The sequence below is a fragment of the Enterobacter sp. DNB-S2 genome, from assembly GCF_019443845.1.
In the GTDB taxonomy this organism is placed as follows: domain Bacteria; phylum Pseudomonadota; class Gammaproteobacteria; order Enterobacterales; family Enterobacteriaceae; genus Enterobacter; species Enterobacter asburiae_B.
This window is the reverse complement of record NZ_CP050520.1, coordinates 1,546,443-1,563,795: the sequence shown is the minus strand read 5'-3', so window position 1 is coordinate 1,563,795 and position 17,353 is coordinate 1,546,443. Positions and strand designations below refer to the sequence as shown.

The 17,353-nt window shown below is 54.9% G+C and carries 16 protein-coding genes; 2 read left to right on the top strand and 14 right to left on the bottom strand.

Annotated elements, in window-relative coordinates; genetic code table 11:
- Positions 1-16: 16 nt before the first annotated feature.
- The gene (gene arfB, locus HB664_RS07320) at positions 17-439 is read right to left on the bottom strand and encodes an alternative ribosome rescue aminoacyl-tRNA hydrolase ArfB (protein ID WP_048978981.1); all 423 of its coding nucleotides are present in this window, start codon (positions 437-439) and stop codon (positions 17-19) included.
- Positions 436-981: a YaeQ family protein gene (locus HB664_RS07315; RefSeq protein WP_048978982.1), complete on the bottom strand. Its 546-nt coding sequence runs from the start codon at positions 979-981 to the stop codon at positions 436-438. Before HB664_RS07315 ends, arfB begins: the two co-directional genes overlap by 4 nt.
- A 196-nt stretch (positions 982-1,177) precedes the next feature.
- Here HB664_RS07315 and HB664_RS07310 point away from each other — a divergent pair, with 196 nt between their 5' ends.
- Both HB664_RS07310 and rof read left to right on the top strand, forming a co-directional pair.
- Positions 1,178-1,378: a YaeP family protein gene (locus HB664_RS07310; RefSeq protein ID WP_006173580.1), complete on the top strand. Its 201-nt coding sequence runs from the start codon at positions 1,178-1,180 to the stop codon at positions 1,376-1,378.
- The gene (rof, locus tag HB664_RS07305; protein ID WP_008501890.1) at positions 1,365-1,625 is read left to right on the top strand and encodes a Rho-binding antiterminator; all 261 of its coding nucleotides are present in this window, start codon (positions 1,365-1,367) and stop codon (positions 1,623-1,625) included. Before HB664_RS07310 ends, rof begins: the two co-directional genes overlap by 14 nt.
- 28 nt (positions 1,626-1,653) lie before the next feature.
- Here rof and tilS read toward each other — a convergent pair whose 3' ends face one another.
- The 12 genes from tilS to bamA form a co-directional block, all read right to left on the bottom strand.
- Positions 1,654-2,943: a tRNA lysidine(34) synthetase TilS gene (gene tilS / locus HB664_RS07300; RefSeq protein WP_219940543.1), complete on the bottom strand. Its 1,290-nt coding sequence runs from the start codon at positions 2,941-2,943 to the stop codon at positions 1,654-1,656.
- Positions 2,944-3,001: 58 nt separating this feature from the next.
- The gene (locus HB664_RS07295) at positions 3,002-3,391 is read right to left on the bottom strand and encodes a VOC family protein (protein WP_023334583.1); all 390 of its coding nucleotides are present in this window, start codon (positions 3,389-3,391) and stop codon (positions 3,002-3,004) included.
- Between the two features lie 65 nt (positions 3,392-3,456).
- Complete coding sequence (locus HB664_RS07290) at positions 3,457-5,589, bottom strand: lysine decarboxylase LdcC (protein WP_211438423.1); 2,133 nt, start codon at positions 5,587-5,589, stop codon at positions 3,457-3,459.
- Positions 5,590-5,689: 100 nt separating this feature from the next.
- Positions 5,690-6,649: an acetyl-CoA carboxylase carboxyl transferase subunit alpha gene (gene accA, locus HB664_RS07285; protein WP_023310466.1), complete on the bottom strand. Its 960-nt coding sequence runs from the start codon at positions 6,647-6,649 to the stop codon at positions 5,690-5,692.
- Between the two features lie 12 nt (positions 6,650-6,661).
- Entirely contained in the window at positions 6,662-10,144 is a 3,483-nt protein-coding gene (dnaE, locus tag HB664_RS07280; protein WP_219940542.1) for a DNA polymerase III subunit alpha, read from the bottom strand.
- Positions 10,145-10,182: 38 nt separating this feature from the next.
- Complete coding sequence (rnhB, locus tag HB664_RS07275) at positions 10,183-10,779, bottom strand: ribonuclease HII (RefSeq protein ID WP_024907528.1); 597 nt, start codon at positions 10,777-10,779, stop codon at positions 10,183-10,185.
- A complete protein-coding gene (gene lpxB, locus HB664_RS07270) occupies positions 10,776-11,924 on the bottom strand; it encodes a lipid-A-disaccharide synthase (protein ID WP_023334578.1) in 1,149 nt (382 codons plus the stop codon). The genes rnhB and lpxB overlap by 4 nt, the downstream gene beginning before the upstream one ends.
- Positions 11,924-12,712: an acyl-ACP--UDP-N-acetylglucosamine O-acyltransferase gene (lpxA, locus tag HB664_RS07265; protein WP_023310462.1), complete on the bottom strand. Its 789-nt coding sequence runs from the start codon at positions 12,710-12,712 to the stop codon at positions 11,924-11,926. The genes lpxB and lpxA overlap by 1 nt, the downstream gene beginning before the upstream one ends.
- A gap of 3 nt (positions 12,713-12,715) precedes the next feature.
- Entirely contained in the window at positions 12,716-13,171 is a 456-nt protein-coding gene (gene fabZ / locus HB664_RS07260) for a 3-hydroxyacyl-ACP dehydratase FabZ (RefSeq protein WP_010426706.1), read from the bottom strand.
- 102 nt (positions 13,172-13,273) lie between these two features.
- The gene (gene lpxD, locus HB664_RS07255) at positions 13,274-14,299 is read right to left on the bottom strand and encodes a UDP-3-O-(3-hydroxymyristoyl)glucosamine N-acyltransferase (RefSeq protein WP_032644136.1); all 1,026 of its coding nucleotides are present in this window, start codon (positions 14,297-14,299) and stop codon (positions 13,274-13,276) included.
- A gap of 3 nt (positions 14,300-14,302) precedes the next feature.
- On the bottom strand, positions 14,303-14,797 hold the full coding sequence (gene skp, locus HB664_RS07250) for a molecular chaperone Skp (protein WP_032644135.1): 495 nt from the start codon (positions 14,795-14,797) through the stop codon (positions 14,303-14,305).
- 122 nt (positions 14,798-14,919) lie between these two features.
- Positions 14,920-17,337 carry an outer membrane protein assembly factor BamA gene (gene bamA / locus HB664_RS07245; protein ID WP_033144673.1) on the bottom strand — a complete coding sequence of 806 codons (2,418 nt, stop codon included), beginning with the start codon at positions 17,335-17,337 and terminating at the stop codon, positions 14,920-14,922.
- Positions 17,338-17,353 lie beyond the last annotated feature (16 nt).

The following is a 17,353-nucleotide window of genomic DNA, read 5'->3' as shown; positions in this document are numbered from 1 at the left end:
AGTGTGTTCCCTTTCGTCACTCTGTCGGGCGACGAACTTTACCGCGTAGTGCTTTCACTGTGGATTTTTGGGCCTTCGAGGACAACCGACGCTCTTTCGATGCGCGGGTCGGCCGCGTTGCCCGGCGGCTTTTTTGTACTGCCGTTAGCTCTTTGATGACCGCCACCAGCCTGGCTACCGCCGCTTCCCGGTTGAGCTCCTGGCTGCGGTACTCCTGGGCTTTGATCACAATCACGCCATCGCTGGTGATCAGGTGATGGCTGGCGGCAAGCAGGCTTTCTTTATAATACTCTGGCAGGCTTGAGGCCCGAATGTCAAAACGCAAATGGATAGCCGTCGACGCCTTGTTGACGTGCTGCCCGCCTGCTCCCTGCGCACGGATGGCGGTGATCTCCAGCTCGCTGTCAGGAATGCTGACGTTTCGGGACAAGACGATCATGACGCGGGTTGCCACGCTGCTAAATGAATTTCCAGATTATTCTGAGAATCAGAGAGCCAGATGGCGCCATCCTGAATCGTCGCCTGCAAAACCATGGTCCGGCCGGCGAACTCGCTCAACTGCGCCAGCTGCTCATCATCCAGATACCAGACCGTGAGATTTTTAAACTGTCCGCACTTGCTCTTGTTTTGCTGCCACCAGATCTCCGCCGCGCGCTGATTATACGCGAATAAGGCCACTTCAGCGGACTGGGTGCAGGCCTTCTTAATTCTGCGCTCGTCAGGCAGGCCGAGTTCGATCCACAAATCGATACCCAGATGATCGTTGCGCAGCCAGGCTTCAGGCTCGTCTTCTGCGCTTAACCCACGGGAAAACTGCAGACGCTCGTCGGCATACTTAATCCACGCCAGCAGGCGCAGCATCATGCGCTCCTGGGTTTCGGAGGGGTGGCGTGCCAGCGTAAGCGACGCATCGAGGAACTGGTTGCGATCCAGATCGGCCACATTGACCACTGCTTTATAAATTGTCGCTTTCAGCGCCATGAGAGAACTCCATTCGAATCAGGCGCACATTGTAGCGAAAACCGCGGCAAAAGGCTGTTACAGGGTGTTAAATACACCGCTATCAAGGCTCTGATATTGCTTAAATGAGTATGGTATAGTCACCTTGCTAAACCGAGTTTATCTTCGTAGGCTTAATGATATCTCACAGTAAGTCAGTGCGCTGGCGGGAGGGGATGTGAATAATTATTGTGAGTTAATTCGCAAACGGTATGCGGAAATCGCCAGCGGAGATCTGGGGTATATCCCGGACGCGTTGGGCTGTGTATTGAAGGTGCTTAATGAAGTGGCCTCTGATGAGAGCCTTTCAGAGTCGGTCAGGGAAAAAGCAGCGTATGCTGCGGCGAATTTACTGGTGAGCGATTATGTCGATGAATGATACTTATCAACCCATCAATTGTGATGACTATGACAACCTCGAACTCGCCTGCCAGCATCATTTATTACTGACGCTGGAGCTAAAAGATGGCGAAGTGTTGAAGGCGAAAGCCAGCGATCTGGTTTCACGAAAGAATGTGGAATACCTGATAGTGGAAGACGCCGGTGCGACGCGTGAGCTGCGTCTGGACAAAATAGCCAGCTTCAGCCACCCGCAAATCGGCACCGTCGTGGTGAGCGAATCCTGATGACACTAACGGGCAGCCTGGCTGCCCGTTACGCTTTCTGCCACTCAAAACGAACGCCCTCTTCTGACCACCCCTCTTCCGTAATGAACACCCCTGCCGCAGCGATCAGCGTTTCACCGTAGAACAGTAGCGGCGTGGTGTCGCGCAGCCACGGCGGCACGTTGCACTCCTGCCATATTTTCTTCAGCTTTCGTCCCCCGTTGCGCCCGACGATATGCAGCAGGCCGCCAGCCTTAAAGCGCACGGTGACCGGTTCACCGGGCTTCGGCAGCCGCACATGACCAGACGACAGAAGAGAAACGCGTCCTGCCTCACAGGGCAATATCAGGGGCGCGTCAGGAGAAAGCCAGTCGAGCACCACATCGGTCAGCGAGGGCATGGATTTTATCCACCAGAGCTCCCCTTTATAACGTCTAACCTCAAAACCGTTCAGGTGGACGCACGGAGAAGCATCATCCCGCGCCAGTGCGACTTCGTCCCAGATACGGCTCAGCATTGTCCTCGACGGCATCGCGGCGCGATGAAAGGCCAGCCAGCGCCGTAACAGCGCGGCGCGACGTACCGGGCTCATCGCTTTCATCGGTGCGATCGCCAACGCCCCGTCGGCAGAAATGAGTGCAGCCAGCTCGTCGCTCAACAGTTCATCCAGCAACGATTCCTGTTCGGCGCACAGCATGGCGCTTCTTGCCGTCGCGTCGGCGAAATGCGGCCAGCGTTCGCCTAAAAGCGGGAGGACGCGCAGACGCAGGAAGTTACGGTCATAGCCGTCATCCTGGTTACTCTCATCTTCGATCCAGTTCAGCTGATGTTCTCGCGCCCAGGCTTCCAGTGAGGCACGCGTCTCGCCAAGCAGCGGACGCAGTAACGTTGTGCCGGCAAATTCAGAACGCGTCGGCATGGCAGAAAGTCCCGCCGGGCCGCTGCCCCGCTTAAGGGCTAGCAGAAAGGTTTCACACTGATCGTCCAGATGCTGGGCCGTGACCAGCGCTTCTCCAGGACGTAATGCCCCGGCAAATGCGGCATAGCGGGCTTTCCGCGCCTGCGCCTCGATGCCCAGCCCTTCCTTCGCAAGCGTCACTCGCTCAGCGATGAGCGGGATCGCCCAGGCCGCACACAAGGCTTCGCAGTGCGCCACCCACGCCTCTGCATGAGGACTTAACCCGTGGTGAATATGCATCGCCCGAAGCTGGACGTTAGGCTCCCGGTCGCGCCAAAGCTTAAGACGATGGAGCAGAACGGTGGAATCCAGGCCACCGCTAAACCCCACCAGCAGCTGGCGGTACGGTGAAACGGCTTGTGCGATAGCGGGTAAGGTCATAGGAGATTACACATAAAAAATGCCCGAACTGAGCGGGCATTATCACACAGGACAACCATTACTGCTGATAAAGCTCCAGCGGCAGGCCGTCCGGATCGTTGAAAAAAGTAAAGCGCTTGTCGGTGAACGGATCGACGCGTATCGCTTCGCACGTCACGCCGTGCGCTTCCAGATGCTTAACTGCGCTATCCAGGTCATCGACGCTGAAGGCAAGATGACGCAGGCCGCAGGCTTCCGGGCGGGACGGACGTGCAGGCGGAAAAGGAAAAGAGAAGAGCTCAATCACATATTGCCCGTTTAACGCCAGGTCGCCCTTCCAGGAGTCGCGCTCCTCGCGGTAGGCCTCGCTCATGAGCGTAAAGCCCAGGATGTCGCAGTAGAAGGCCTTACTTTTCGCGTAATCGGTCGCAATGATCGCAATATGATGAACAGCTTTTAAACCCAGCATAGCTTCTCCTTTTTATGATGCCTGAACGTTACAACCGAAAACCCGCGCCTGGCAAGCGGTCACCCTTATTTTAGGACTCGCACCCAGTAAACGCCGCTCTCGTCGCGCTTCGCACCGTGGATATCCGTCTCAAAACCGGGATAGTGGCGCCCGACAGAGCAGAGCATTAGCAGGAAATCGAGCACGGCCCGACTCTCTTCGGTAATCATCTCTCCCGGCATCAGGAGCGGAACGCCCGGTGGGTAAGGCAGGATCATGTTAGCCGATACGCGCCCGACCAGGTTTTCCAGCTCGACGGTTTCGACCTCCCCTTTCACCTGGCGCTGCCATGCCTTGTGCGGGGTAAACTTCATCTCCGGTAAGACATCGAACGCCTGAAGCATCAGACGCGGCAGATCGTGCTGACGGATCAGCCTGTGGATCCCCTGGGCCAGATCCTGAATGCGCATATTTCGATAGAAGTCAGGATCCTCAGCGTAGAGATCCGGCAGCATGTTCTTCACCCGCAGGTTAAGATCGTAGGCGCGCTTAAACTCCATGAGGCCGCGCAACAACCCCATCGCGCGGGTTTTGTCGATCCCGATGCTGAACAGGAACAGCAGGTTATAGGGGCCGGTTTTCTCTACCACCACGCCACGTTCATCAAGGAATTTCGCGACCAGCGCGGCCGGAATACCTTCATCGCTCATCTTGCCCTGTTCATCCATGCCCGGCGTCAGGATCGTCACTTTTACCGGGTCGAGGAACATATGGTCGCTATCGGCATCCCGGAAGCCATGCCAGTCTTCGCCGGGCGAGACGGGCCAGCATTCGGCTTCATCAATCTCTTCCGGCTGCCAGATATCAAAGAACCAGCCGTCGGCTTCATCTTTAAGCCGCTGAACCTCTTTGCGGAAATGCAGCGCGCGTTCCACCGAACGATTGATGAGACGCTTACCGGGATTGCCGCGCAGCATCGCCGCGGCCGTTTCAATAGAGGCCACCAGCGGGTAGCTCGGCGAGGTGGTGGTGTGCATCATAAAGGCTTCGTTGAACGTGTCTTCGTCGTACTCGCCTTTGATGTGAATAAGCGAAGCCTGGGAAAACGCCGCCAGCATTTTATGCGTCGACTGCGTTTCGAAGAACACTTTCCCCGGCACCCGTTCACCGCTCATGCCGCTTTTGCCTGCGTAAATCGGATGGAAATTAGTGTAAGGCACCCATGCGGAATCGAAGTGGATCGACGGCACGTCCAGCGTCTGTTTGATCCAGTTTGTGTTGTACAGCAAACCGTCGTAGGTGGAGTTGGTGATGACCGCATGGACAGGCCAGCTTGCGCCAGGAATTGCCGCGACCTTACTTTCGATGGCTTCGTGGGTGAACTCCCGGCGCGGAATGCCGCCAAGAATACCGAGCGCGTTACGCGTGGGCGACAGCCAGAGCGGTACGACGTCGCTCATCATCAGCAGGTGTGCCAGCGATTTATGGCAGTTACGGTCAATCAGCAAGGTGCTGCCAGCAGGCGCAGCGTACATCCCGACAATTTTGTTCGAGGTCGACGTGCCGTTGGTCACCATATAGCTCTGCTCGGCGCCAAAGGTGCGGGCGATATACTCTTCGGCTTCAAGATGCGGGCCGGTGTGATCCAGCAGAGAGCCTAGTTCGGTGACTGAAATAGACACGTCCGCTTTCAGCGTGTTGCCACCGAAGAAATCATAGAACAGGCAGCCCACCGGGCTTTTTTGATAGGCCGTTCCCGCCATATGACCAGGCGTACAGAAGGTATATTTGCCCTCCTTCACGTAGGTGAAGAGCGCGCGGGTAAAGGGGGGTGTGATGTTATCGAGATATTCATTCGTGTATTGCTGAATGCGGGTCGCAATATCTTCCGCCACACCGAGCGAATATTCAAAGAACCACAGCGCCATACGCATATCATTGGCGCTGACGTCCATGGTTGAGTGAGTATTAATAAACGCGTACAGCGGGAGGTATTCGTTCAGCTTGTTGATATCGCTGCACAGTTCGAGATCGTATTCGTCCCAGTCGAAGATCACGCCGCAGATACGCGGGTTATGCTCGATGAACTTCAGCAGATCGGCGCTGTTGTGCGGCCAGATTAGCTGATACCCGCGCGACTGCAGGGCTTGCTCAAGCTCCTTGATGGGCTCGTCTTTATAGAAGACGCCGTGTGGCCCCATAATGGCAATGATATTCATGGGCTTCCTCCTTAAAAAACATTAGCTAAGCATAGTCCGGCTAAACCGCAGGTATAAAAAAAGCCGCAACATTGTGCGGCTTTTCAGATAATTGTGAAGCTTACGCGTAACCGTAGGTCATCAGACGCTGGTAGCGGCGGTTGAGCAGATCGTCTTTGCTCAGCACGTCCAGATCTGCCAGGTCAGCCAGCAGCTGCGCTTTCAGAGAAGCCGCCATTACTTCCGGCTTACGATGCGCACCACCCAGCGGTTCCGGGATGATGGAGTCGATCAGCTTCAGCTCTTTCAGGCGTGGCGCAATGATGCCCATTGCTTCTGCAGCCAGCGGCGCTTTGTCGGCGCTTTTCCACAGAATGGACGCACAGCCTTCCGGGGAGATAACGGAATAGGTGCTGTACTGCAGCATATTCACTTTATCGCCCACGCCAATCGCCAGCGCACCGCCGGAACCACCCTCACCGATAACGGTACAGATGACCGGCACCTTCAGACGAGACATCTCGCGCAGGTTGCGCGCGATAGCTTCAGACTGACCGCGCTCTTCCGCGCCCACGCCAGGGTATGCACCTGGGGTGTCGATGAAGGTGATGATTGGCATGTTGAAACGCTCAGCCATCTCCATCAGACGCAGGGCTTTACGGTAGCCTTCTGGTGCTGGCATACCGAAGTTACGACGGATTTTCTCTTTGGTTTCACGACCTTTCTGATGACCAATAATCATCACCGGGCGTCCGTCCAGACGCGCGATACCACCAACGATAGCTTTATCGTCAGCGTATGCGCGATCGCCTGCCAGTTCGTCAAATTCGTCAAACGCCAGGCGGACATAATCCAGGGTGTACGGACGCTGTGGATGGCGAGCCAGCTGGGCCACCTGCCATGCGCCGAGATCGGCAAAGATTTTGCGCGTCAGCTCTACGCTTTTCTCGCGCAGACGATGCACTTCTTCGTCGATGTTAATATCCAGTTTTTCATCCTGACGGCTTACCGCTGTCAGAGAATCGATTTTCGCTTCCAGCTCAGCAATCGGCTGTTCGAAATCAAGGAAATTCAGACTCATAGTATTCCTGTATTAGTCAAACTCCAGTTCCACCTGCTCCGAACCAATGAGGCCACGGAGATCGTTCAGTAAACGATCGCTCGGAGAGACACGCCACGTTGCACCAAAGCGCAACCGCGCACGTGCATCCGCCCTCTGATAGTAGAGATGTACTGGAATTGTCCCCGAGCGGTGGGGTTCCAGAGACTGACGGAGTCGGTTTAAAAGCTGGTCATCAATTTGCCTGTCCGTCAGCGAGATAGCAAGCCCGCGAGCATATTTTTCCCGGGCTTCGTCAATGTCCATCACTTCGCGGGCGGTCATTTTAAGCCCCCCACTGAAGTCATCAAAGCTGACCTGTCCGCTGACGATAAGTATGCGGTCTTTTTCCAGCAATTGCTGGTATTTATCCAGCGCGTCGGTGAACAACATCACCTCCAGACGCCCGGAACGGTCATCCAACGTACAGATGCCGATACGATTACCGCGCTTGGTGACCATAACCCTTGCGGCAATCACGAGCCCCGCAGCCGTGGTGATTTTACCACGTTCTGTCGGATGCATGTCTTTAAGCCTGTGGCCGCCGACATAGCGCTCAATTTCTTTGATGTACTGGTTGATCGGGTGCCCCGTCAGGTACAAGCCTAACGTCTCACGCTCCCCATCCAGTACCACCTGTTCTGGCCACGGCTGGCAGTTGGAATAAGATTGCTCGATCTGCTCTGGCTCTTCCGCCAGCACGCCGAACATATCCGCCTGACCAATGGCTTCCGCTTTTGCGTGCTGATCCGCCGCTTTCAGGGCGTCGCCGAGGGAATTCATCAGCGCGGCGCGGTGCGGCCCCAGCCTGTCAAACGCGCCGGACATGATCAGTTTTTCCAGCACGCGACGGTTCAGTTTTTTGGTATCGGTACGGGCGCAAAGATCGAACAGCTCGCGGAAATACCCGCCGTTGTTACGCGCTTCGATGATCGCCTCGATCGGACCTTCGCCCACGCCTTTGATCGCGCCGATCCCGTAAACGATCTCTCCGTCGTCGTTAACGTGGAAGTGGTAGAGCCCTGAGTTAATATCCGGCGGCAGGATCTTAAGCCCCATGCGCCAGCACTCATCCACCAGGCCAACCACCTTCTCGGTGTTATCCATATCGGCCGTCATTACCGCCGCCATAAATTCAGCAGGATAGTGCGCTTTCAGCCACAGCGTTTGATACGACACCAAAGCATAGGCGGCGGAGTGGGATTTGTTAAATCCGTACCCGGCGAATTTCTCCACCAGGTCGAAGATTTTCATCGCCAGCTCGCCGTCAACGCCGTTTTTCTTCGCCCCGTCTTCAAAGATGGAGCGCTGCTTGGCCATCTCTTCCGGCTTTTTCTTACCCATCGCACGACGCAGCATGTCCGCGCCGCCGAGCGTATAGCCGGAAAGCACCTGAGCAATCTGCATGACCTGTTCCTGATACAGGATAATGCCGTAGGTTGGCTCCAGCACCGGCTTCAGGCTTTCATGCTGCCACTGAACGTCCGGGTAAGAAATCTCTTCGCGACCGTGCTTACGGTCGATAAAGTTATCTACCATCCCTGACTGCAGTGGGCCCGGACGGAACAGGGCGACCAGTGCGATCATATCTTCGAAGCAGTCGGGCTGCAGGCGTTTAATCAGATCTTTCATGCCGCGGGATTCAAGCTGGAAGACGGCTGTCGTCTCCGAACGCTGCAGCATGTCGAAACTTTTCTTGTCATCCAGCGGGATGGCGGCAATGTCTATCGGCTCAAGGCCCTGCTTTTCCCGGCGCGGGTTGATCATCTTCAGCGCCCAGTCGATGATCGTCAGCGTACGCAGGCCGAGGAAGTCAAACTTCACCAGCCCGGCGTATTCTACGTCGTTCTTATCAAACTGAGTAACCGGGTGCTCACCCGCTTCATCGCAGTAGAGCGGCGCGAAGTCGGTAATTTTGGTCGGGGCGATAACCACGCCCCCCGCATGCTTACCGGCGTTACGCGTGACGCCTTCCAGCTTGCGCGCCATGTCAATCAGCGCTTTCACTTCTTCGTCAGCTTCGTAGATTTCCGGCAGCTGAGGTTCGGCTTCAAACGCTTTTGCCAGCGTCATGCCCGGATCGGGCGGCACCAGCTTCGAAATACGATCGACAAACCCGTACGGGTGACCCAGCACGCGGCCGACGTCGCGGATAACCGCCTTCGCCGCCATCGTACCGAACGTAATGATCTGCGAAACCGCGTCACGGCCGTACATATCGGCGACGTGCTCGATCACCTGGTCACGTTTCTCCATGCAAAAGTCGACGTCAAAGTCGGGCATGGAGACACGTTCCGGGTTAAGGAAACGTTCGAACAGCAGGTCGAATTCCAGCGGATCGAGGTCGGTAATTTTAAGCGCATAGGCCACAAGCGATCCTGCACCGGAGCCACGCCCCGGTCCGACCGGAACGCCGTTATCCTTCGACCACTGGATAAACTCCATTACGATCAGGAAGTAGCCCGGGAAGCCCATCTGGTTGATGACCTGGAGTTCAATATCCAGGCGCTCATCGTACGGCGGCCGCTTCTCTTTGCGAACGGCCTCATCCGGGAACAGGAATTCCAGACGCTCTTCCAGACCTTCCTTTGATTTCACGACCAGGAAATCTTCCGTGGTCATGTCACCCGTCGGGAACTGCGGCAGGAAGTATTCACCGAGGCGGACGGTAACGTTACAGCGCCTGGCGATCTCTACGCTGTTTTCCAGCGCTTCGGGGATATCGGAGAAGAGTTCACACATCTCCTCCTCGCTGCGCATGTACTGTTGAGCGGAGTAATTACGCGGCCGTTTCGGATCGTCGAGCGTGAAGCCATCGTGGATCGCCACGCGAATTTCGTGAGCGTCAAAATCTCCCGGCTCGAGGAAGCGTACATCGTTTGTCGCGACGACGGGCAGCCCGCGTTCTTCCGCAAGTGCGACCGCCGCATGGAGATAGCTCTCTTCGTCCAGGCGACCGGTGCGGATCAACTCCAGATAATAACGATCCGGGAAATACTCCTCATAGAACGAGACGCATTGATCCACCAGCGCGCTATTGCCGCGCAGCAGGCATTTACCGACATCGCCCATACGGCCGCCAGAGATCAGCAGCAGCCCTTCGTTCAGCTCAGCCAGCCAGTCCCTGTCGATCCACGGGCCCAGCGCACCATATCCGCGCTGATAGGCTTTTGAGATAAGCAGAGTGAGGTTTTGATAGCCCGTGTTGTTCATCGCCAGCACGGAGATTTGCGTCATTTCATCGCCGACAAGATCGCTCTGGACATGAAAATCTGCGCCGACGATAGGCTTCATCCCCGCGCCGTGCGCCGTTCCGTAGAACTTCACCAGGCCACACAGGTTGGTAAAATCGGTGATCGCCAGCGCGGGCATGCCAAGGGAGGCCGCCTTTTTTACCAGCGGCCCGGTCTTCGCCAGCCCATCGATCATGGAGTAGTCGCTATGCACCCGCAGGTGTACGAAACGTGGTTCAGCCATCTTCAGATTCCGCGTTACTTAATTGCTTGCGTATTGATTCAGGACACCCGTCCCAGCGCGCGTTTCACCGGGCCAAAACTGCGCCGGTGATGTTCGGTTGCGCCATGTTCAGCCAGCCTTTCCAGATGGAAAGGTGTGGGATAACCCTTATGCTGGGCGAAACCATACTGAGGATAAGTGAGGTCCAGCGCGGCCATTTCGGCGTCGCGCGTCACTTTGGCAATGATAGAAGCTGCGCTAATTTCTGCGACCCGACTATCGCCTTTGACGACCGCCATTGAAGGCATGGGCAATGCCGGACAGCGGTTGCCGTCAATCAGGACATATTCCGGGGAAATTTTCAGACCTGCTACCGCACGCTGCATCGCCAGCATCGTGGCATGCAAAATATTCAGCTCGTCTATTTCATGCGGTTCAGCGCGCCCCAGGCTCCAGGCCAGCGCCTTCTCCTGAATCTCACTGAACAGCGCCAGACGGCGTTTTTCAGACAATTTTTTTGAGTCGTTCAGCCCGATAATCGGGCGAGCCGGATCGAGGATCACCGCGGCAGTCACCACAGCCCCGACCAACGGGCCACGACCCACTTCGTCCACGCCCGCCACAAGGCGAGTGTGAGGATAAACAAATTCCATCATTTTGCTAACTCCAGCACCGCATCAGCCGCTTGCTCATCAGCATTACAGCGGATCAGTTGATGCAGTTCGCGGAAGGTATCGTGCATCTGGTGGCTGGTCTTGCCGTTCGCGAGCAGCGGCAGTAGTGCATCGGCAAGCGCCTGCGGCTGGCACTCATCCTGCAGCAGCTCTTTCACCAGCTCGCGCCCGGCAAGCAGGTTTGGCAGGGAGACATAATCCGTTTTAACCAGACGTTTTGCCAGCCAGAAAGTGAACGGCTTCATGCGATAACCGACCACCATCGGGCATTTCGCCAGCATGCATTCCAGCGCCGCCGTGCCGGAGGCCAGCAGCGCGGCATCGCTCGCATACATCGCTTCCCGCCCTTTCCCGTCCAGAAGACGGACGTGAAGATCCGGGGCGACTTCCGCTTTGATGCGCTCAAACTGCTCGCGGCGTTTCGCATTTACCAGCGGAACAACCACTTCAAGATCCGGATAGGTCTGGCGAAGAATTTGCGCAGTTTTGAGGAAATCGGCGCTCAGCATCTCAACTTCTGCGCCACGGCTGCCCGGTAGCAGTGCCAGACAGTGCACATCGTGCGGGATGCCCAGCGCGTCGCGCGCCGCGTTTTTATCCGGATCCAATGGCATCGCATCCGCCATGGTATGACCGATAAAACGGCACGGAACATTAAATCTGTCGTAAAACGCTTTTTCGAAAGGCAGGAAAGCCAGCACCAGGTTGGTGGACCGTCCGATTTTGAAAACGCGTTTCTGTCGCCACGCCCAGACGGACGGACTGACGTAGTGAATTGTTTTGATACCCTGCTTTTTCAGATTCCCTTCGAGGGTAATGTTGAAATCAGGCGCATCGATACCGACAAACACATCGGGTTTGAGTTCGGTAAAACGGCGGGTGAGATCGGCGCGGATGTGCAGCAAACGGCGTAGCCGTCCCAGCACCTCAACGATGCCCATCACGGCGAGTTCTTCCATTTCATACCAGGCTTCACAGCCTTCGGCCTGCATCAGCGGGCCAGCAACGCCGACAAAGCGAGCATTGGGTACACGCGCCTTAAGCGCGCGGATGAGACCGGCACCAAGAATATCGCCGGAGGTTTCTCCGGCGACCAGGGCTATCGTAAGCGGACGACTGTCGACCATTAACGAATCAGACCCCTTGTTGAACGGTCAAAGAATTCCATGAACGCGTTCACTTCCGGGTGCTTATTCGCCAGCTCGGCAATTTCCGGCTTCGCCTCTTCCAGCGTTTTACCGCTACGGTACAGCAGTTTGTACGCGTTGCGGATGGCAGTAATCGCTTCGCGACTAAAACCACGACGCTTGAGGCCTTCGATGTTCACGCCAAACGGCGTGGCATGGTTGCCCTGCGCAATCACATACGGTGGGACGTCCTGCGCCACACCGGAGCATCCGCCAACCATCACGTGCGCACCAATGATGCAGAACTGATGGACTGCGGTCATGCCGCCAATAATTGCGAAGTCATCAACCGATACGTGTCCTGCCAGCGTTGCGTTGTTGGCAAGAATACAGCGGTCACCCACGGTACAGTCGTGCGCGATGTGCGCATTAACCATAAACAGGTTATCGCTGCCCACCTTCGTCAACCCACCACCCTGTACTGTTCCACGATGAATAGTGACGCTTTCGCGAATACGGTTACGATCGCCAATTTCCAGACGGGTCGACTCACCAGCATATTTCAGATCCTGGTTAACTTCGCCGATGGAAGCGAACTGATAGATCTCGTTATTGCAGCCAATGGTCGTGTGACCATTCACGACAACGTGAGATTTCAGTACTGTACCCTCACCAATTTCGACATGGGGTCCAACAATACAAAATGGGCCAATGTGGACGTTAGCGCCAATGATGGCACCGGTTTCCACAATAGCGGTAGGATGAATAAAGGCGGATTTATCAATCACGTATCAGGACTCCCGGCTACGAGCACACATCATCGTCGCTTCGCAAACAACTTTGCCGTCAACCAGCGCTACGCCTTTGAAGCGAGTCAGGCCACGACGCGTTTTTTCAAAAGTGACTTCCATGATCATCTGATCACCAGGCACGACAGGGCGCTTAAAGCGCGCTTCATCAATACCCGCGAAGTAATACAGCTCACCTGGCTCCAGTTTGCCAACGCTTTTAAACGCCAGAATACCGGTAGCCTGAGCCATCGCTTCCAGAATCAACACACCCGGGAAGATAGGCTTACCAGGGAAGTGTCCCTGGAAAAACGGCTCGTTCACGGAAACATTTTTCACTGCGCGCAGAAAACGACCTTCTTCAAAATCCAGCACACGGTCTACCAGCAGAAACGGGTAGCGGTGCGGCAGAAGTTCTAAAATCTCTTCAATATGCAGAGTATGAGTGTCAGTAGTCAAAATACTCTTCCTGTCAAAATGTACTGATAACAATAATAACACGGCCTGCCGGTTTATTAGAAAGCCGACAGGCCGGGAAAAATAGCGTTCAACGGATGACGCTTAATCTTGTTGATCGATCTTACGCTCAAGAGACTTGAGGCGCTTGCTCATATCATCAATGTTCATCACCAGAGCTGCTGTTTTACGCCATACCTTGTTGGGTTGTAGCGGAATACCTGAGGAATAGACGCCAGGTTCAGTGATAGGACGCATTACCATGCCCATTCCCGTCACAGTCACCTTGTCGCATATTTCCATATGGCCATTAATCACGCTCGCGCCGCCAATCATGCAATAACGGCCAATTTTCAGGCTGCCTGCCATGATGACGCCACCCGCAACCGCGGTATTGTCGCCAATCACAACGTTATGCGCAATCTGGCACTGGTTATCGATGATAACACCATTGCCAATGATCGTGTCGTCAAGCGCGCCACGGTCAATGGTGGTACAGGCGCCGATCTCTACGCGATCGCCAATAATAACGCGACCAAGCTGCGGGATCTTAACCCAGTTACCACGATCGTTAGCGTAACCAAAGCCATCAGAACCAATAACGGTGCTGGACTGGACGAGGCAATTTTCGCCAATTTCAACATCATGATAAACGGACACATTGGCCCATAAACGGGTTCCGGCGCCGATTTTCGTATTTTTCCCAACGAAGCAGCCCGGGCCAATGACGACGTTATCGCCCAGCACAACGCCGGATTCGATAACTGCATTCGCGCCAACGGCGACGTTGTTACCAAGCCTGGCCGTCGCATCAATCGCTGCACTGGCCGCAATGTTCTGGGCCGGCTGCGGCGTGGTATCAAGAATTTGAGCCATGCGTGCATACGTCAGGTAGGGGTTTTTCACTACCAGCGCGCTTACAGTGGCAAATGGAAGATCGTCCTGCGTCAGTACAACAGCTGACGCCTGGCATTGAGCCAGTTGCTCACGGTACTTAGGGCTTACCATGAAGGTAATCGTGCCAGCTTTAGCAGATTGCATGGACGCAACAGCGGTGATGACGATATCGCCATCACCGTGTAATTCTGCATCCAACTGCTGAGCTAAATCAGCCAGTCGAATTGAAGGCATTACTTATTTAACCTGTTTCAGAACATCAGCAGTGATGTCTTTAACATCTTTGCTGTTATAAGCAACGGCGTTCGCATCTACAACCAGATCGATACTCTGATCGGCAGCCACTGCTTTAACAGCAGTCTGAATGCGAGTTACCAGCTTGCCGCGTTCTTCGTTAGAACGACGCTGACGATCCTGCTCGAAAGCCTGCGCTTTCTGGGAGAACGTCTGGCGCTGAGCCATTACGTCTTTTTCCAGCTTGCTACGGTCGCTTGCTTTCATGGTAGAACCATCACGCTGCAGACGCTGCATTTTGGACTGAAGATCGTTTTCCATACCCTGCAGTTCGCTTGCACGGCCTTTGAATTCGTTTTCCAGAGTCGCAGAAACACCCGTTTTCTGTGCAACCTGCTGGAACAAATTACCCATGTTGACGATTGCAATTTTGTCTGCTGCCTGAGCAGAAGTTGCCATCGCTAAACCGAGACCTGCAGCTAATAACCACTTTTTCACAATTAACTCCTTACCATCCCATTGGCACCAGAAGGTACCGTTCTTTGCGTGGCAAGGCGACCGTGTAACCGATCGCCAGTTGTCAGCGCTACACTGCCAACGCATTCCTTTGCAGCGGATTATTACCAGGTTTTACCAATGTTAAACTGGAATTGCTCCGCTTTGTCTCCATCATATTTCTTAAACGGCTGGGCGTAGGAGAAGACCAACGGCCCCAGCGGTGACATCCATTGTAATGCGATACCGGCAGACATGCGAATATTGCTCGGATCGCTGTAGTCAGGAATGCCTTCTGCGCGCATCTGGGCAGTATTCTGCCAGTTGGTATCCCACACGGTACCGGCATCCCAGAAGAAGGACGTACGGACCGAGTTCGCGTATTTATCACTGATAAACGGCGTTGGCGTGATGAACTCCAGGCTGGCAACGGCCATGGCGTTACCGCCCACCGCGTCATTGGAGCTACAGACTTCTGACGAGGAAGACTTATCACAGTTATCTTTGTCGTTTCCGCCGTAGTAAACCGCTTTCGGACCAATGTTATTGGACTGGAAACCACGAACGGTGCTAGAGCCACCCGCATAGAAGTTTTCATAGAACGGCAGTTCTTTGCTACCCAGACCATCGCCATAGCCCCAACGGGTACGACCCAGAACCACCCACTTATGATCGTCATCGATCGGGAAGTAGGACGCGGTATCCAGCGTGACCTTATAGAACTCGTTATCGGAACCCGGCACGGTAACTTTACCGTTCAGGTTGACGCGAGAACCTTCCGTTGGGAAGTAACCACGGTCGAGACGGTTATAGGTCCAGCCGTAGTTAAAGGTGAAGTCATCCGCCGCGAAGCCATTGTCATTACCATTTTTACTGGTTGACTGGCCGATAGAGTCCAGATAACGCCACATCGCCACCTGCGGTTGCATGTTGGACAGGTCGTTATGCACGTAACCCAAGCCCGCACGCAGGGTGTTGTATTCGTTAACCGGGAAGCCAAGCGTACCGTCGACACCGTAACTCTTGTTGGTGTATGAAGACAGGTCCGCGTCATCTGCTTTAAAGTCGTTATAGAAGATACGACCGCCCAGGCTCACACCGTCTACGGTGAAGTATGGGTTAGTCACAGAGAACTCAGAGTAGGTCTGGTAGTCGTTTTTGGTGCCGTTAATACCGACAGAGTAACCCGTACCCAGCCAGTTATCCTGCTGCACGCCGACCTGGAAGCTGACGCCGCTTTCAGTACCGTAGCCCACACCGAAGTTGAAGCTACCGGTGTTGCGCTCTTTCACTTTATATACGACATCAACCTGATCCGGGCTGCCCGGTACGCGCTGGGTATCGGTATCCACCGTTTCAAAATAGCCCAGACGGTTCAGACGCTCTTTACCCTGATCAACGAGGTCGCTTCCCAACCATGCGCCTTCCATCTGACGCATTTCGCGGCGCAGAACGGAATCTTTGGAGGTGTCGTTACCAACGAAGCGGATCTTACGCACGTAGAAACGGTTGCCCGCATCAACATTCACGTGCAGCTTAACGGTTTTATCCGCGTCATTGATTTCCGGCTGAGTCTGTACGCGCGGATAGGCATAACCGTAGCGGCCGAGCAGCTTCTTAATGCTGTCTTCCATTTTGGTTACCTTGGAACCGCTATACAGATCGCCCGGCTGAATTTTGGTCAGCGATTCGATTTCAGCAGAATGCCCCGCCAGGTTACCACTCACTTCAACACCAGAAAGCTTGTACTGCTCGCCTTCAGTGATGTTAACCGTAATGTAAATGCCTTTCTTGTCCGGAGTCAGACTGACCTGAGTCGAGTCGATGTTGAAACGCGCATAGCCACGATCGAGATAGTAGCTGCGCAGGGTTTCGAGGTCGCCCGCCAGTTTCTGTTTCTGGTATTTGCGATCGCCCACCACGTTCCACCATGGCACTTCATCGCGCAGCTGGAAGGTGGAGATCAGTTCGTCGGTGCTGAACGCGTGGTTGCCGACAATGTTGATCTGCTGGATCTTCGCAGAAACACCTTCCTGGAAGACCAGCTTCAGGTCAACACGGTTACGTGGCAGCGGAGTGACAACCGCTTTCACGCTGGCGCTGTATTTACCGACGCTGTAGTAGAAGTCTTCCAGACCTTTTTCAATGTCTGAAAGGGTTGTGCGGTCCAGGGACTCACCCACACGAACACCAGATGCTTCAAGGTTCTGCTTGAGCATGTCATCTTTCACCGACTTGTTACCGGAGAAAGTGATACTGGCGATCGTCGGACGTTCTTTTACCTGTACCAGCAGCGTATCACCATCGCGCAGGACGCGGACGTCCTCAAAGTTGCCGGTGGCAAACAGAGCACGGATGGTGTTACTGATATCATCATCATTAACCGTATCGCCGGGGCGTACAGGCATACTGAGGAGGGCCGCACCAACGGCGACACGCTGGAGGCCTTCGAAATGAATGTCTTTCACTACGAACCCGTCAGCACCGTATACGGTGGCGCTGCTAAACAGCAGCGACGCTATGAGCAACTTTTTCATCGCCATCGTTATTATGCGTTCT

What these genes read in the sequence shown, in the direction of transcription:
- arfB (WP_048978981.1), bottom strand. Translation starts at nt 439, where the DNA reads ATGATCGTCTTGTCCCGAAACGTCAGCATTCCTGACAGCGAGCTGGAG.
- HB664_RS07315 (WP_048978982.1), bottom strand. Translation starts at nt 981, where the DNA reads ATGGCGCTGAAAGCGACAATTTATAAAGCAGTGGTCAATGTGGCCGAT.
- rof (WP_008501890.1), top strand. Translation starts at nt 1,365, where the DNA reads ATGTCGATGAATGATACTTATCAACCCATCAATTGTGATGACTATGAC.
- tilS (WP_219940543.1), bottom strand. Translation starts at nt 2,943, where the DNA reads ATGACCTTACCCGCTATCGCACAAGCCGTTTCACCGTACCGCCAGCTG.
- HB664_RS07295 (WP_023334583.1), bottom strand. Translation starts at nt 3,391, where the DNA reads ATGCTGGGTTTAAAAGCTGTTCATCATATTGCGATCATTGCGACCGAT.
- HB664_RS07290 (WP_211438423.1), bottom strand. Translation starts at nt 5,589, where the DNA reads ATGAATATCATTGCCATTATGGGGCCACACGGCGTCTTCTATAAAGAC.
- accA (WP_023310466.1), bottom strand. Translation starts at nt 6,649, where the DNA reads ATGAGTCTGAATTTCCTTGATTTCGAACAGCCGATTGCTGAGCTGGAA.
- dnaE (WP_219940542.1), bottom strand. Translation starts at nt 10,144, where the DNA reads ATGGCTGAACCACGTTTCGTACACCTGCGGGTGCATAGCGACTACTCC.
- rnhB (WP_024907528.1), bottom strand. Translation starts at nt 10,779, where the DNA reads ATGATGGAATTTGTTTATCCTCACACTCGCCTTGTGGCGGGCGTGGAC.
- lpxB (WP_023334578.1), bottom strand. Translation starts at nt 11,924, where the DNA reads ATGGTCGACAGTCGTCCGCTTACGATAGCCCTGGTCGCCGGAGAAACC.
- lpxD (WP_032644136.1), bottom strand. Translation starts at nt 14,299, where the DNA reads ATGCCTTCAATTCGACTGGCTGATTTAGCTCAGCAGTTGGATGCAGAA.
- bamA (WP_033144673.1), bottom strand. Translation starts at nt 17,337, where the DNA reads ATGGCGATGAAAAAGTTGCTCATAGCGTCGCTGCTGTTTAGCAGCGCC.